We start from the raw sequence: 14418 nt of genomic DNA, 5'->3' as shown, positions 1-14418 counted from the left end.
AATTGATGAGACCCTTCATGTCTCTGTGTTACCAGTTTCCATGAAGGACTCGTGTCCTTCTGGTGCTTTTCGTGTTTCTCATTGTTTAATTTACAAGGTACAAACCGCTCAAGCAAGCGGAGCCCCATTATACCAGGCTCACTTTCGGTTGTCAAGCGTTTTCCCAAACTTTTTTCAAACTTTGGTGTCTCGCTGTCATCCTTCCGGCTCGCTCGAACTTTTATATCATATCACGCCGTTTCGCTCTTGTCAACACCTTTTTGAACTTTTTTCTCAACTTCCTGTTGGATTTCTGTTCCGGTGTTGGCCTTGCGTCAGGCGCTCAGTTAATATACCAAATCCATACTCTGTTGTCAACACTTTTCTTCGCCTTTTTTCGGGTTTTTCCGAACTTTTTCCTGGGGCCCCAGATATGGTGGTTTTTCTAGTACTTCACCACTATTTTCCCCTCACCCTGGGGCCTCACCACCGCCAGAGCCACCAGTACCAGATTGCCTATGGGCCACACCAGCTGGGGCCACCCTTCTGTCCATCCGGAGAGAGCCACCGCCGTACCCAGAAGAGCGCACACCACCGGACCCTTTCCCCCGCCCCACACACGGGTGAGCAGCCCCGCCCACACCAGGTCACAGACCAGCCACAAAGCAGAGAGCAGTCCCTCCGTGCGGGCAGTCTCTCCCATGACCCCCGTGGTGACAAAGAAGGGCTGAGACAGCTGCACGGCACTCTGCCCCAGCACCCCCCGGGTGAGGGCGGCCAGTGCCACAGTGAGCACCCCCAGCAGAAGCAGCCAGCGGCCCACAGCCCCTGTCTCCCCCTGTTGGTAGGGAGATGCCTTATATAGATATGGCAGCACCCACGCCACCATAGCCACGGTGCCCGCCGCAGTGAGGGCAGATGTCCAGTCCCGCTCCTCCCAAGCCCATAGGTAAGACACGGACACCTGCGGGATGGTGAGCAGGGCCACCGCCACCAGCACCGCCACAAACGCCATCCAGTAGATCTCCCCGCCCCGGAAGAAGGCAGCGGGCTTGCCCCAGCCCATCCACAGCACCGGCAGAGCCAGCAGGACAATGAGCCAGCCGAACACTCCCTGGCTGCCTCCGGTGATCTGTACCCGCTGGGCTGCCTGGCACAGCACATGACCCAGAGTCAGCACCGACCAGCCGGCATACACCGCCGTGAGCAGCACCCCGTACACACCTTTATATACCGGGCCGCAGCGCAGGCGCTTGAGCACCCAAGTAAGAAGGGGTACCGACACCGCCACCCCCACCAGGCCCCATTTCCAATCCATCTGTCCCGCCTGAGCCGCAGCCAAAGAAAGCCCTGCAAGCACCACCGCCGCCAGCACCTGGCGCAGAGAGAGCACAGCCTGTGTGTTCAACCTCATTCCTCCCATGTCTGGCGGCCCGCCTGTTGCAGCCGTCCGCCCTTCTCCTCCACCTGGGGCAGCTCCACGCTGTCCCGGGTACTCAGCGCTGCCAGCACTTCCACCGCCGTGGGCGCCTCTACCCCCTGGTTGGTGAGCAAAGTCAAATCCCCCTCCGGGTCGTCACAGCCGTCCAGCATCCGGGACACAGAGCCCTTCGCCATCCATACCGTGGCAGAGGCCCCCAGCTCCTCGTCCTCCAGCACCTGCTTTAGCACCTTTTCCAGGCGCACATCCTCTCCTATGACAAAATAAGATACCGACGTCAGGGACAGCTCCCGAGAGGCAGACCAGGGCACCGCCTCCAAAGCAGTGGAAAAATGATCTCCCACGATGGTCCCCCGGATGGGCTGCTGGTCTTCGTTGTCCATGCCGCACACCGCCGTCAGCTCCACCGGGCCGTCCCCCTCCACACCCAGCACCCGTACCAGAGCCAGCTGATCCGGCTCCCGGGCGGTGGGGGCGCAGCCGCACAGCAGCAGCGCCAGGGGCAGCGCCAACATCCATATGCGTTTCACCCTTGATTCCTCCTGTTCTGGGGATTGAGGTAGCGGGGCCGAGTCTTCACCCAGGGCAGAGGTTGGCGGAACACGGTGTGCCCCCGCTCCCCGCTGCCCCCGCAGGCGGCAAATGGGGTGAGGTAGGCCACCCCGAAGCTCTCCAGGGAGGCCAGATGGTACACCAGGGCCATCCCCGCCAGCACCAGCCCGATGAGCCCCGCCACTCCCGCGGCCAAGGTGATGCCAAACCGCCACAGCCGCAGCGCCCCGGAAAAGTCCTGGCTGGGGGCGGTATACCCGGCAATGCCCGCAATGGCCACCATCACCAGCACCGCCGGAGACACCAGCTTGGCCTCCACCGCCGCCGAGCCCACCACCAGGCCGCCCAAAATGGACACCGTCTGTCCAATGGCGGTGGGCAGACGCAGCCCCGCCTCCTGCACCACCTCAAAGGCCAGCAGCATCACCAACACCTCGGCCAGGGTGGAGAAGGGCACGTCCGCCTTGGCGGAGATGATGGACAGCATCAGCTTCACCGGAATCAGCTCCGGGTGATACAGCACCGCCGCCACATACAGCCCCGGCAAAAATAAGGTCACCAACATACACAGGTAGCGCAGCACCGACAGGGCGGAAGCCACCATCCAGCTGGTGCTCCGGTCTTGCCCCGTGCGGTAGAAGCTGTCCAGGGTGGCAGGGAACAGCCACCCCATGGGGATGCCGTCCACCAGCACCCCCACCCGGCCCTCCGCCAGTCCGGCACTGAATCGGTCGGGCCGCTCGGTGTATACGCTCAGAGGAAAGGGGGTACGGGCCTCCTGCCCCACCATATACTGCTCCAAATTTCCTGTCATGAGCATGGCATCAATGTCAATGCTCTTCACCCGCTCCTCCACCTGGGCGGCCAGTTTCTCGTCGGCAATTCCTTTTATATATAAAATGTCCACCGGTGTCACCGACTGCCGCCCCACAAAGGTCTCCCCAATGCGCAGCTCCGGGGCCCGCAGGCGGCGGCGCACCAGAGAGGTGTTGGTGCGAATGCTCTCCACAAAGCAGTCCCTGGCCCCTTTCACATCCGGCTCATTGTCCGGGGGCGAGATGGAGCGCTTCTCCTCCGTGGCGGTCATGAGGGTGAGCACCTTGTCTTTTCCCGGGAAAAACAGAGCCACCCAGCCGTTGACCAGGTCAAACACCACCTGGTCGGCGGTGGTGCGCTCCTCCACTGCCAGGGAGTACAGACATCCCTTGGCCATGCGGTCGTAAGCCTGGTCCAGGGTAGGCACCTCCGCCAAATCCTTGCACTGGGTGAGGGGCCGCAGCACATAGTCGCTGGCCCGCTCATTGCGCACCTGTCCCACAATGTAGAGCATTTCAATGGCCCGGTTTGGATCGTCCCCCAGATACAGCGTCCTGCGCCCGAAATCCGCACACCCCTCAAACACCCCGGCAATGCCGTCGGCGGTGAGGGGAGCGTCCACCCGTGGCTCCCGTCTCGGGTGGGGCGGTGGAATATGTTGGTGTCCCATGGCATTTTACACCCCTTTCACAAATTCCAGTATTCCTCCCCGTCCATTCTTTTATACCCTTACCATAGTATTTTACTAGGAAACTCTGGACGTGCCCCTTGAGGGTATGGTAGAATGGCTTGAAAGAGCCATCCCGACTTCACGGCCGGGCCATCTCCCTTGACGCAAGGGAGGTAACGAGGAATCTATATGGAAAAGGTGATACCATGATTTACACGATCATTGCCCTGGTGCTGCTGGTGGCAGACCAGGTGGTAAAATATCTGGTGCGCACTGGCATCGCTCTGGGGGAGTCTGTGCCCTTCATCCCCTATGTGCTGGATCTCACGTTTGTGAAGAACACTGGCGCTGCCTTCTCCATGCTGCGGGAGCACACCTGGGTGCTGATCCTCATTTCCGCCATCATTGTGGTGGTGGTGGCAGCCTTTGTGCAGCGGGGCTTTTTCCAGGGCTGGCTGGGCCTCACCGCCGCCATGCTGGTGATGTGCGGCGGGGTGGGCAACCTCATTGACCGGGTGGTGCTGGGCTACGTCACCGATATGTTCCAGACCACCTTTATGGACTTCGCCGTGTTCAACCTGGCCGACTGCTACATCACCGTGGGCGTGGTGCTGCTGTTCATCTACGTCCTCTTCTTCTACCCCGATCCCCATCACAAGGAGGTGGATTCCCATGCAGACAGCGACCTTCCCGGTGACGGTACTTGAGGCAGGCCGGGCGGATGCGGTGCTGTCCGCCATGGTGGAGGGGCTCACCCGCTCCGCTGCCCAGAAGTGGATGGAGGAGGGCCGGGTGCTGCTGGACGGCAAGCCGGTGAAGAAAAACACCCCCCTGAAGCCCGGGGACACCCTTCTGGTCTCCCCGCCCCAGCCCCAGGACATTGACCTTGTCCCCCAGGACATCCCCCTGGACATCGTCTATGAGGACGACGATGTGGTGGTGGTCAACAAGCCTGTCGGCATGGTGGTACACCCCGCACCGGGCCATCCAGACGGCACATTGGTAAACGCTCTGTTATATCATTGCAAAGAATCACTCTCTGGAATCAACGGAGAGCGCCGTCCGGGCATTGTGCATCGCATTGACCGGGACACTTCGGGGCTGCTCATTGTGGCCAAGAACGACAAGGCACACCTGGCTCTGGCGGCTCAGCTGCAAGATCACTCCCTGTTCCGCCTCTACCACGCTGTGGTGGTGGGTGGCTTCAAGGAGGACTCGGGCACGGTGAATGCCCCCCTGGCCCGGCATCCCGTAGACCGCAAACGCATGGCGGTGTGCCGCACTGGGGAGGGCCGGGAGGCGGTCACCCACTGGCAGGTGGTGGACAGCCAGGGCGGCTACTCCCACATCACCTGCCGCCTGGAGACCGGGCGCACCCATCAGATCCGGGTACACATGGCCTCCATCGGCCACCCCCTTGTGGGGGACGTGGTATACGGATCCAAGAAGCCATTCCCGGGGCTTGCAGGCCAGTGTCTCCACGCCGCCTGTCTCACCTTCACCCACCCCACCACCGGGGAGCGCATGACGGTGGAGGCGCCGCTGCCGGACTGGTTTACCAATACCCTTCGGCGGCTACAATTAACCTGACACTTTTCCCATCCATACCCAGAAAGGAATGATATCTATGAATCATCGGAAAGTTGCCATCATCGGCTGCGGCTTTGTAGGGGCGTCCATCGCCTTCAGCCTTATCCAGAAGGGGCTGTTCTCTGAAATGGTGCTCATTGATGCCAACCGTGAGAAGGCGGAGGGCGAGGCCATGGACTTGAGCCACGGCCTGCCCTACCTCTCCCCCATGGAGATCTACGCCGGAACCTATGAGGACGTGTCCGACTGCGCCCTGGTCATCATCACCGCCGGGGCCAACCAGAAGCCCGGGGAGACCCGTCTGGACCTCATCGACAAGAATGTGGGCATCCTCAAGTCCATCATCCCCCAGATCACCGCCCGTCCCTTTGAGGGGATGCTGATGATCGTGTCCAACCCCGTGGACGTGCTCACCTACGCCGCCATGAAGATCTCCGGCTACCCCGCCCACCGGGTGTTTGGCTCTGGTACGGTGCTGGACACCGCCCGGCTCAAGTTCCTGCTGGGCCAGCACCTGGACGTGGACAGCCGCAATGTCCACGCCTTCATCATCGGCGAGCACGGGGACAGCGAGCTGGCGGTGTGGAGCGGCGCCAACGTCTCCGGCATCCCCCTGCAGCGGTTCTGCCAGTTCCGGGGCCACAACGACCACGCCGGAGCCACCCGGCGCATCTATGAGGGGGTGCGGGACAGCGCCTACGAGATCATCCAGCGCAAGGGTGCCACCTATTACGGCATCGCCATGGCGGTGGCCCGCATTGCCGAGTGCATTGTAAAGGATCAGCGGTCTGTGCTCCCCGTGTCTGTGTGCCTGGCCGGTCAGTACGGTCTCAACGGTCTGTGCCTGTCCATCCCCTCCATTGTGGGCCGCCGGGGTGTGGAACAGATTTTGGAGATCCCCCTCAACGAAGAGGAGTCCAACGCTCTGCACGCCTCTGCCAAGCAGCTGCAGGAGGTCATTGAGCACCTCAATCTGTAATATTTCCAAACGAGAACCGGGAATGCAGGTGAATACTTGCATTCCCGGTTTCTTTTTTGGTAGCCTCTGCTTCTCCGATTTCTCGGGTATACACCTACGCCCCCGGTGGGGACGCTCCGCTGGGGTGACTTTCTGCCGCCAGAAAGTCACCAAAGACCGCCAAAGGCGGGGCCTTCCCCCGCCTTGTGGAATCCACCCCGCCGGTACTGGGTGTCCCTGCGTTCTCCTTTTTGCGGCCCTTAGCCTGGTGAGGTCACATGGATGGCACGGCAATTCTATTGTCAGTCTCAGCTTCTATGGCAAATAAACTTCTACCTTCAGGGCCTTACCCTGGTGAGCCGCTGTTCCCAGCGGTCGGAAGCCAGGCTCCCGGCGGCGGGAACGCCGCTTCTCCAGAGTAGGCCCGGACGTGGAAACCACCCAGCCATAGGGCCAGTTGCCCAGGGTGCCCTGGTGTGGTGGCAGAACTAGGCGCCACAGCAAGGGTGACGGGCCGAACACCAGCTTGACGCAGGCCCAGCCTCGTACCCCAAGGGAGGTCCTTAGGGGGGAACGCCCTAAGCGGGTTTTGGTTCCTTTTGCCCGCTCAAAAGGAACCCCCAGCGGGAAGCGTCCCCACCAGGCTGGCAAGCCTGAAACATGGGCGGTTAGACCGACACCCCCTCCCTTTGCATAAGGGGGTCTTTTTGTTTCCCCCTTGACATTGTATCCCCCCTGTGATATGCTAACTGTACTAGAACAGCTAGTACAGTCCATACAGTTTGGAAAGGGGGATGACAACCCATGCTCAACCTGAACTATCGGGATGGGCGGCCCATCTATGAGCAGGTGAAGGAGGGGCTGCGGCAGCTGGTGATCTCCGGAGCCATCCGGCCGGGGGATAAGCTGCCCTCGGTGCGAGCCATGGCCAGCCAGCTGGCCATCAACCCCAACACCATCCAGAAGGCCTATGAGGCCCTGGAGTCTGAGGGGTATGTGTACTCCATCCCCGGCAAGGGCAGCTTTGCCGCCGACCGCAGTGAGGTGGAGGGCAAGCGGCGGGAGGAGCTGCTGGAGCAGCTTTCTAAGACCGTGACCGAGCTGCGCTATTTGGGGGTCACGGAGGAGGAAATCGCCGCTGCGTGCGGGCAGAAGGAGGAAGCGCCATGATTGAGGCCAAAGAAGTCAAAAAGACATTTGATGGGTTTGTGGCCCTGGACGGCCTGACCATGACGGTGCCGAAGGGCTCCATCTACGGACTGGTGGGCCCCAACGGGGCGGGCAAATCCACCATCCTGCGCCACCTGTGCGGAGTGTATCGCCCGGACAGCGGCTCCATTACCGTGGAGGGCCAGCCGGTGTATGAAAATCCTACCATCAAGCAGCGCATGGTGGTGATTCCCGACGAGGTGTACTACTACGGCTCCGCCTCCGTGCGGGAGATGATGAAGTTCTACCGGGGGATGTACCCCACCTTTGACATGGAGCGGTTTGAAAAGCTGGCTCCCGCCTTCCCGGAGGTTGACCCCACGCGGCCCATCCGCCGGATGTCCAAGGGAATGCAGAAACAGGCGGCTTTTTGGCTGTCCATGAGCTGCTGCCCGGACTATCTGCTGCTGGATGAGCCGGTGGACGGCCTGGACCCGGTGATGCGCCGTCAGGTGTGGTCGCTGCTCATGGGTGACGTGGCAGAGCGGGGCACCACGGTGCTGGTGTCCTCCCACAACCTGCGGGAGCTGGAGGACGTGTGCGACCATGTGGGCATTTTGAGCCACGGCCGGGTGGTCATTGAGCGCTCCCTATCCCAGCTCCAGGGAAACACGGTGAAGCTGCAAGTGGCCTTCCCCGACGGGGTGGGGCCCGGCCTGCCCCAGGGGCTTGAGGTACTCCACCAGTCCCAGCTGGGCCGGGTGTATACCTACATCGTCCGTGGCAGCGTGGAGGATGTGCGGCAGCGGGTGGAGGCCACCCAGCCTTTGTTTGTGGAGGCGCTGCCTCTGAGTTTGGAAGAAATCTTTATCTACGAGATGGGAGGGGACGACTATGCGGTGCGGGACATCGTTTTATAATGGGACACTGGGCAAGCAGCTCACCGCCCGGTTCTGGCCTCTGGCGGCCCTGTATACCCTGGTATTGGCCATTTTGCTCCCCCTGCGTGGACTCACCGTCCAGGTGATGTCCCACGCCATCGAGGCAGAGTACTATGCCGTGTCCGAAGCCAAAGCGGTCTTTTATATTCTCACCCCCTGGGGGGCCTTGCTGGCCGGCGGCATTGCAGCCATGGTGGTGTGCAGCCATCTGTATTCCACCCGCTCGGCCAACTTCACCGCCGCCCTGGGTCCCAAGCGCACCGCCCTGTTTTTCACCCACTATCTCACGGGGCTATTGTGGCTGGTGGTGCCCTTCCTGCTCATGGGCTTGTCCACTCTGGCCATCTACCTGACCAAGGTGCCCAACTCCACAGATCTGGTGTGGCAGGTCTTTGGCTCGGGTATAGCTGTGGGCACGGTGGCCCTGGTGCTGTTTTACTCCTTTGGGGTGCTGTGCGGCATGCTCACCGGCCACCTGCTGGCTTTGCCGGTGTTTTACCTCACCTTCAACTTCCTGGTGGCGGGGGTATGGTACCTGCTGACCTTGTTGTTCCAGACCTTTTACTACGGCTACCCCGGCAGCCTCACCCAAGCCCCCGACTGGGTGCTGTGGCTCTCCCCGGCCCTGCGCATGAGCCAGGGATTGATGATCTTTCCTGAGAAGCTGGATGTGGTGACCTTTGTGGTGTACGGCGTGGTGGGCGTGGTCATGGCCCTGGTGGCCTGGCTGCTGTATGTGAAGCGGCCCATGGAGCGGGCGGGAGACGTGGTGGCCTGGGCGGGTCTGCGCCCCGTGTTCCGCTACGGCGTGGCCATTTGCGCCGGGCTGGCCCTGGGCTCCCTGACCCAGCTGGTGCTGAGCCTGGGCGAGCTGGGCCTGGCGGTATCTGTGCTGCTGTGGGGCGTGGTGGGCTGCTTTGTGGCCCAGATGCTGCTGACCAAGTCGGTGCGGGTGCTGCGGTACTGGAAGGGCGCTGTGGCGGTGGCCGTCACCTTCGCCGCCCTGTTTGTGGTGATGGCCCTTGACCTCACCGGCTACGAGACCCGGGTACCGGACGGGGAGCAGGTGGCCTCGGTGGAGATCGGCCAGCTGTACAGCTACCCCTCTGACTCCGCCGGCTACCTCAGAGGAGCCAAGTCCACAGATCCCCAGACCATCCAGCTGGCCATCCAGCTGCACCAGCTGCTGGTGGATCAGCCCGTGGATGCCTCCACCTTCGACTCCCGCTTTGAAGATCGTTTGCAGCGCATGGATCTGACCTACACCCTCACCGACGGCACCCGCCTCTCCCGCTTCTACTTCGTCCCCCTGCTGGAACGTGACATCGACCGGGAAGGCTCCACCACCTATCTGACCAACCAGCTGATCAACCGCCCTGACCTGCTGCTGGACGCCTACCGCCTGGATGAGGTGGAAAAACTGGAGGCTCAGGGCTACCGCCTGCGCAGCGGATACGTGGAAGGCGTGAGAGAAGATTTCACTGGCTCCTACATCAGCCTCTCCGCCGATGAGGCCCGGACGGTGTATCTGGCTCTGCTTCAGGACATCCAGGAGGGCAATCTCACCCGTGACTTGTTCCAGGACGTGGGTTGGGCCTACATCACCTTGACCTGGGAGAAACCCACGGACACCTTGAACCCCTATTTCTCCTCCTCCACGGACAGTTTCTCCCTGTCCATTACCGATGATGCAGCGCACACCCTGGAGGCTCTGGAAGGTTTGAGTTCCTAAGCGGCCATCATAGCAACAGCCCCCGGGAAAGTGTCCGTTGACATTTTCCTGGGGGCGCAGTACAATGTACATAGAAAGGGTGCTACCGGCAGACGGCTAGCCCCCGTGGCGATTAAGAAGTAACCGCGTGCCGGGAAGCAGGGCGGTTACTTCTTTTTACCTTGCAACAAGACAAGAAAACTGACAATCAAAATGCCAATCTGAATCAAATCAGAGTATGTCACATAATTCATCAGTCATCCCCCCTTTCTGGGGGGACTCAAGAAGCACCCCCCATATGTATCCAGGGGGCGTCACCGCCTACCGATGCTGGTAGCACCAAAATTAGAATACCATAAAACTCGACCCGACACAACACCCAGAGGAGGGCCATGCCATGACACCCAAAGACGAGTTTCTGGAGATCTTTCAAACCCACATCCATCGGGAGGGCTCGGCGGAGCTGCTGGACTACCTTATGAATAAGAGCGACTTTTTCACCGCCCCCGCCTCCGCCCGCTTCCACGGCTCCTATGCGGGTGGGCTGTGTGAGCACTCGGTGAATGTGTTCCGCTGCCTGGAGGACTATCTCAGCCGCCCCCGGGTGCGGGAAGTATACAAGCTGGAGGGCTACTCCATGGAGTCGGTGGCCATTGTGGCCCTGCTCCACGACCTGTGCAAGGTGGGGTGCTACAAGGCGGGCACCCGCAACGTCAAGAACGAGGCCACGGGGCAGTGGGAGAAGGTGCCCACCTTCTTTTTCGAGGATAAGCTCCCCTATGGCCACGGGGAGAAGTCGGTGTACATCATCTCCGGGTTTCTGCGCCTTACCCGGGAGGAGGCCATGGCCATCCGCTGGCACATGGGCTTTTCCGGCACCGAGGACAACCGGCTGGTGGGGCAGGCCTTCCAGCAGTTCCCCCTGGCCTTTGCCCTGGCTACGGCGGACATGGAGGCATCCTACTTTTTGGAGGGGAACTAAAAGTTCCCCTCCCTTCTTTTTTAGGGCCTGATCTTCTGGAAGTTCTCTGGCGTAACCCTGCCAGTCTGGGTTTGCTCCGCAGGGTGACTTTCTCCCCGATGAGAAAGTCACCAAAGAATCGCTTAGGGCGTTCCCCCCTAAGACCCCCCCTTGGGGTACTTGGATGGGGTGCGTCAAGTCTATGGTCGGCCCTGGTTTGGTGCCAATTCAGAAAAGCAGCTGCTCCTGGCATAGTACACAGCTAGGCAAGCCATGCGCTGCCTCCCCTCCAGGGCCTTAGTTCGGGGTGTTGCAGCCGTTCCCGGCTGCCGGAAGCCGGGGTTTCGGCGGCTGGGAACAACCGCAACGCCAGGGGAAGGCCCCGCCTTTGGCGATTCTTTCCCCGATTTCTCATCGCTGAGAAATCGGGCCCAGCGGAGCGTCCCCACCAGGCCGAAGGACTGGAACAGAGAAATTGGACAAAAACGATCTCCCCCCACTGGCATTGATATGAGGAAAGCCCAGCTCCCACAATGATATGCTCCCTCTATGAGAGACAGTGAAATAAAACACTGTCAATCATGGAGGGAGCATATCACACGGCAGCCGGGCTTACCTTATTTATAGATACCGTCCAGAATGTCTATCACTTGAGCCACGGCGTGCTCGTCGGTGTGGCCCACCAGCCGTGCCCCCCAGTCCTTCACCGGCTGGGAGCAGTTGGCCGGAGCAAAGGGAATGGCAGACACCGCCAGCATGGGGATGTCATTCTGATTGTCTCCCATGCAGTACACATGCTCCGGGGCAATGCCCAGCATCTGGGCCACTCGGGAAACCATGGTGCCCTTGTTGACCCCCTTGGCGGTGACCTCCAGCAGGTAGGGGTTGGAGAAAATCACCTCGTACTCCTCCCCATAGTGGGAGACCAGGTATTCCTGGGCCTGAACCAGCACCGGGTGATCCTGCTCCAAAATCACCTTCAGCCAGGGCGTGGGCATGTCCTCAATGGCACACTCCTGATAGGGCACCCCCACCCGCTTCAAATGGGCGGCTGTCACCACGTTCTGGTTGTAAACGTAGATGTCATCCCAGTGGTATGCCTCAAAGGATAACTCCGGCAGCTGCCCACACAGCTGCGCCATGTGGGCAGGGGCTGCGTTGGGCAGATGGGTGCAAACCACATACTCCCCCGCCTGGAAATCGTAGATCCCAGCCCCGTTGCCCACCACCACCGGGGCGTTGAACTCCAGGTGCTCTTTTTCGATCTGGGGCTCAAAGGTACGCTTGGCCCGGCCTGTGGCAATGGAGAACCTGCCGCCCTCCTCCATGAAGTACCGGATGGCCCTGTGGTTTTCCTCCGACACCGTGCGGTGTTGATTATATAAGGTGTCGTCATAATCGGTGTACAGCAGCACACCGTCAAACTTTCCCATGGCTGTGGCCTCCTTTTTCTTTCAGCTCAGCCATAATTTTACCGTCCCGCCCATGCCCCTGTCAACCCCGGCCAAATCTTCCCGCTTTTTAAGATTCCAGGAAAAATTCCCGAAAAACACGTCGAAATTTTACCATAAATTTTCCTTGCTCCCCAGGTATAAATAAAATTCTTTACAAATTCAGGTGCAAAAAACCCTTGACGACTGGCAAAAAAACGTGTAGGATATGACTTGTAACTGATTTGTAACTATTGAAATTTATTTGTTACCAATTCGAAGGTCGGGAGTGACGTTGGCGTGATGAACTCACAACAGGACAACGAACAGAATACAAATTCCCTGCGCTCCAAGGCGCTTGGCACCGCTCAGCGCGCCAAGGAGCAGCTGAAGGGATTGGCCAACCGGGCCAAGGCAGTGGCTGCCACCTGTAAGGGTAAGGTCGCCCCCGCCGCCATGGTTTGTTCCGACACCGCTCGGGTGGCCTGCGTGGACACCTGCCGCTGGGCAGGCAAGGGCTGGCACAAGGCCTCCGCTGTGTGCAAGGCCAAGGTGGCTCCCATCGCCGCCGCCTGCAAGGCTAAGACCGCCCCCGCTGCCATGGCTTGTTCTGACACCGCCCTGGTGGCCTGTGTGGACACCTGCCGCTGGGCCAGCAAGAGCTGGGACAAGGCCTCCCGGTGGGGTAAGGATCACTGGGAGAAGGCTGGCGTTTGGGCCAGCCGTGTGCGTGTGCGTGTGGATCGCCACCCCGTCTCCCCCCTTCTGTACATCACCCTTTTGTGTGTGGGCGTGGGCGCCATCGCCTTCAACGGCATGTACACCAAGGCCTATGTGGCCTATGTTGGCGGCCAGGAAGTGGGCGTCGTGTCCAGCGAGGAAGAGCTCAACGACATCGTGGGCAACGTGGAGACCCGTGTGGCCAGCGTGCTGGGCCAGGAGTACAGCTATGACGCTGAGATCACCCTGGCTCCCACCTATGTGGATGCCGGTACTCACACCAACGCCCGGGCTGTGGAAGACGCCCTGTTCCAGGACACCGGCGCCATGATGGACGCCTTTGCCGTCTCCGTGGACGGCCAGGAGCTGGGCTATGCCCAGACCAGCCAGGAGCTGGAGCAGATGCTGGAGCAGGTGGTTCAGCCCTACCTCACCGAGCAGACTGTGGAGCATAAGTTCCTCCAGAATGTGGAGATCTTCCCCGTGGAGCTGCCCTCCAACACCGAGTTTACCCCCGATACCCTGCTGACCACTCTGTCCGGCAACAAGGAAGAGGCCCAGTACGTCACCGTGGAGCGGGGCGATACCTACAACAAGATTTCTGAGCGTGTGGGCATTACCACCGATCAGCTCCAGGCCCTGAATCCCCAGGTGGACGGCAGCAAGCTGGTGGTGGGCGATCAGCTGCTGGTCAAGCAGGCTGTGCCCATGCTCACCGTGGAGACTGTGGTCACCGAGACCTATGAGGAGACCATCCAAAGCCCCGTGGAGTATGTGGACAATGCCAACCTGTACGAAGGCACCACCAAGCTCAAGCAGGCCGGTCAGGACGGCGTGGAGCAGGTGCAGGCCCGTGTCACCCTGGTCAACGGCGTGGAGTCCGCCCGTGAAGAGGTCTCCCGCACCACCATCCAGGAGGCTACCACCACCTACATGTATCAGGGCACCAAGGAGAAGCCCTCCACCGCCTCCAAGGGCACTTTCATCTGGCCTGTGTCCGGCTCTGTCACCTCTGAGTTTGGATATCGGAACATTTTCGGCTCCACCTCCTTCCACTCCGGTCTGGACATTGCGGCCAGCAACGGCGCCTCCATCTACGCTGCTGACGGCGGCACCGTCACCTTCGCCGGCTGGCGTGGCACCTATGGCTACACCGTCATCGTCACCCATGACAACGGCATGGTCACCTACTACGCCCACTGCTCCTCCCTGCTGGTGAATGCGGGAGACAAGGTGTTCCAGGGCCAGCAGATCGCCCGGGTGGGAATGTCCGGCCGAGCCACCGGCTACCACTGCCACTTTGAAGTGCGTGTGGGCGGCCAGAGCGTCAACCCCAGAAACTATCTGTAATAAACCTTCAACCGTGCTGTGAGACCCCCTCGCAGCACGGTTTTAGCGTGTCGAAAAAGTTCGACACGCTTCTCAAAAATGCAAGCATTTTTTCGAGGAGATGCAGCCCGCTGCATGCATCCTTGGGTCAAAGGGCGACCCAAGGCCACA

General features: G+C 60.6%; 12 protein-coding genes. 8 read left to right on the top strand and 4 right to left on the bottom strand.

Annotated features, from left to right (window positions below; all coding sequences use genetic code 11):
• Positions 1-424 precede the first annotated feature (424 nt).
• The 3 genes from H9X86_RS10500 to H9X86_RS10490 are packed head-to-tail and all read right to left on the bottom strand — an operon-like array spanning position 425 to position 3458.
• Complete coding sequence (locus tag H9X86_RS10500) at positions 425-1387, bottom strand: hypothetical protein (protein WP_204901474.1); 963 nt, start codon at positions 1385-1387, stop codon at positions 425-427.
• A gap of 2 nt (positions 1388-1389) precedes the next feature.
• Complete coding sequence (locus tag H9X86_RS10495; RefSeq protein WP_204901473.1) at positions 1390-1950, bottom strand: Ger(x)C family spore germination protein; 561 nt, start codon at positions 1948-1950, stop codon at positions 1390-1392.
• Positions 1947-3458, bottom strand: coding sequence for a spore germination protein (locus H9X86_RS10490; RefSeq protein WP_204901472.1), 1512 nt, complete (start codon positions 3456-3458; stop codon positions 1947-1949). The genes H9X86_RS10495 and H9X86_RS10490 overlap by 4 nt, the downstream gene beginning before the upstream one ends.
• 206 nt (positions 3459-3664) lie before the next feature.
• Here H9X86_RS10490 and lspA point away from each other — a divergent pair, with 206 nt between their 5' ends.
• The 7 genes from lspA to H9X86_RS10455 all read left to right on the top strand — a co-directional run bounded on the left by lspA (position 3665) and on the right by H9X86_RS10455 (position 10789).
• On the top strand, positions 3665-4165 hold the full coding sequence (gene lspA / locus H9X86_RS10485; RefSeq protein ID WP_204901471.1) for a signal peptidase II: 501 nt from the start codon (positions 3665-3667) through the stop codon (positions 4163-4165).
• Positions 4131-5048 carry an RluA family pseudouridine synthase gene (locus H9X86_RS10480; protein ID WP_204901470.1) on the top strand — a complete coding sequence of 306 codons (918 nt, stop codon included), beginning with the start codon at positions 4131-4133 and terminating at the stop codon, positions 5046-5048. Before lspA ends, H9X86_RS10480 begins: the two co-directional genes overlap by 35 nt.
• Before the next feature lie 28 nt (positions 5049-5076).
• Positions 5077-6027: an L-lactate dehydrogenase gene (locus tag H9X86_RS10475; protein ID WP_346011463.1), complete on the top strand. Its 951-nt coding sequence runs from the start codon at positions 5077-5079 to the stop codon at positions 6025-6027.
• A gap of 783 nt (positions 6028-6810) precedes the next feature.
• On the top strand, positions 6811-7176 hold the full coding sequence (locus H9X86_RS10470) for a GntR family transcriptional regulator (protein WP_204901468.1): 366 nt from the start codon (positions 6811-6813) through the stop codon (positions 7174-7176).
• Positions 7173-8075 (top strand): ABC transporter ATP-binding protein, encoded by a 903-nt coding sequence (locus H9X86_RS10465; RefSeq protein WP_204901467.1) that lies wholly within the window; start codon positions 7173-7175, stop codon positions 8073-8075. The genes H9X86_RS10470 and H9X86_RS10465 overlap by 4 nt, the downstream gene beginning before the upstream one ends.
• Positions 8050-9828 carry a hypothetical protein gene (locus tag H9X86_RS10460; protein ID WP_204901466.1) on the top strand — a complete coding sequence of 593 codons (1779 nt, stop codon included), beginning with the start codon at positions 8050-8052 and terminating at the stop codon, positions 9826-9828. The genes H9X86_RS10465 and H9X86_RS10460 overlap by 26 nt, the downstream gene beginning before the upstream one ends.
• Positions 9829-10204: 376 nt before the next feature.
• The gene (locus H9X86_RS10455; RefSeq protein WP_204901465.1) at positions 10205-10789 is read left to right on the top strand and encodes a hydrolase; all 585 of its coding nucleotides are present in this window, start codon (positions 10205-10207) and stop codon (positions 10787-10789) included.
• 596 nt (positions 10790-11385) lie between these two features.
• Here the strand turns inward: H9X86_RS10455 and H9X86_RS10450 are convergent.
• Positions 11386-12201 carry an HAD family hydrolase gene (locus tag H9X86_RS10450; RefSeq protein ID WP_204901464.1) on the bottom strand — a complete coding sequence of 272 codons (816 nt, stop codon included), beginning with the start codon at positions 12199-12201 and terminating at the stop codon, positions 11386-11388.
• A gap of 300 nt (positions 12202-12501) precedes the next feature.
• Here H9X86_RS10450 and H9X86_RS10445 point away from each other — a divergent pair, with 300 nt between their 5' ends.
• Positions 12502-14268 carry a LysM peptidoglycan-binding domain-containing M23 family metallopeptidase gene (locus H9X86_RS10445; protein WP_243416925.1) on the top strand — a complete coding sequence of 589 codons (1767 nt, stop codon included), beginning with the start codon at positions 12502-12504 and terminating at the stop codon, positions 14266-14268.
• The last annotated feature ends 150 nt before the right edge of the window (positions 14269-14418 follow it).

It is taken from the genome of Pseudoflavonifractor capillosus, from assembly GCF_016902575.1.
GTDB lineage: Bacteria > Bacillota > Clostridia > Oscillospirales > Oscillospiraceae > Enterenecus > Enterenecus capillosus_A.
Note: the sequence above shows the minus strand (reverse complement) of the source record. Positions and strands in the feature narration are given on the sequence as shown.

Excerpts from the sequence above, each read along its gene's own strand:
- H9X86_RS10490 (WP_204901472.1), bottom strand. The coding sequence starts at position 3,458 with ATGGGACACCAACATATTCCACCGCCCCACCCGAGACGGGAGCCACGG.
- lspA (WP_204901471.1), top strand. The coding sequence starts at position 3,665 with ATGATTTACACGATCATTGCCCTGGTGCTGCTGGTGGCAGACCAGGTG.
- H9X86_RS10480 (WP_204901470.1), top strand. The coding sequence starts at position 4,131 with ATGCAGACAGCGACCTTCCCGGTGACGGTACTTGAGGCAGGCCGGGCG.
- H9X86_RS10475 (WP_346011463.1), top strand. The coding sequence starts at position 5,077 with ATGATATCTATGAATCATCGGAAAGTTGCCATCATCGGCTGCGGCTTT.
- H9X86_RS10470 (WP_204901468.1), top strand. The coding sequence starts at position 6,811 with ATGCTCAACCTGAACTATCGGGATGGGCGGCCCATCTATGAGCAGGTG.
- H9X86_RS10465 (WP_204901467.1), top strand. The coding sequence starts at position 7,173 with ATGATTGAGGCCAAAGAAGTCAAAAAGACATTTGATGGGTTTGTGGCC.
- H9X86_RS10460 (WP_204901466.1), top strand. The coding sequence starts at position 8,050 with ATGCGGTGCGGGACATCGTTTTATAATGGGACACTGGGCAAGCAGCTC.
- H9X86_RS10455 (WP_204901465.1), top strand. The coding sequence starts at position 10,205 with ATGACACCCAAAGACGAGTTTCTGGAGATCTTTCAAACCCACATCCAT.
- H9X86_RS10450 (WP_204901464.1), bottom strand. The coding sequence starts at position 12,201 with ATGGGAAAGTTTGACGGTGTGCTGCTGTACACCGATTATGACGACACC.
- H9X86_RS10445 (WP_243416925.1), top strand. The coding sequence starts at position 12,502 with ATGAACTCACAACAGGACAACGAACAGAATACAAATTCCCTGCGCTCC.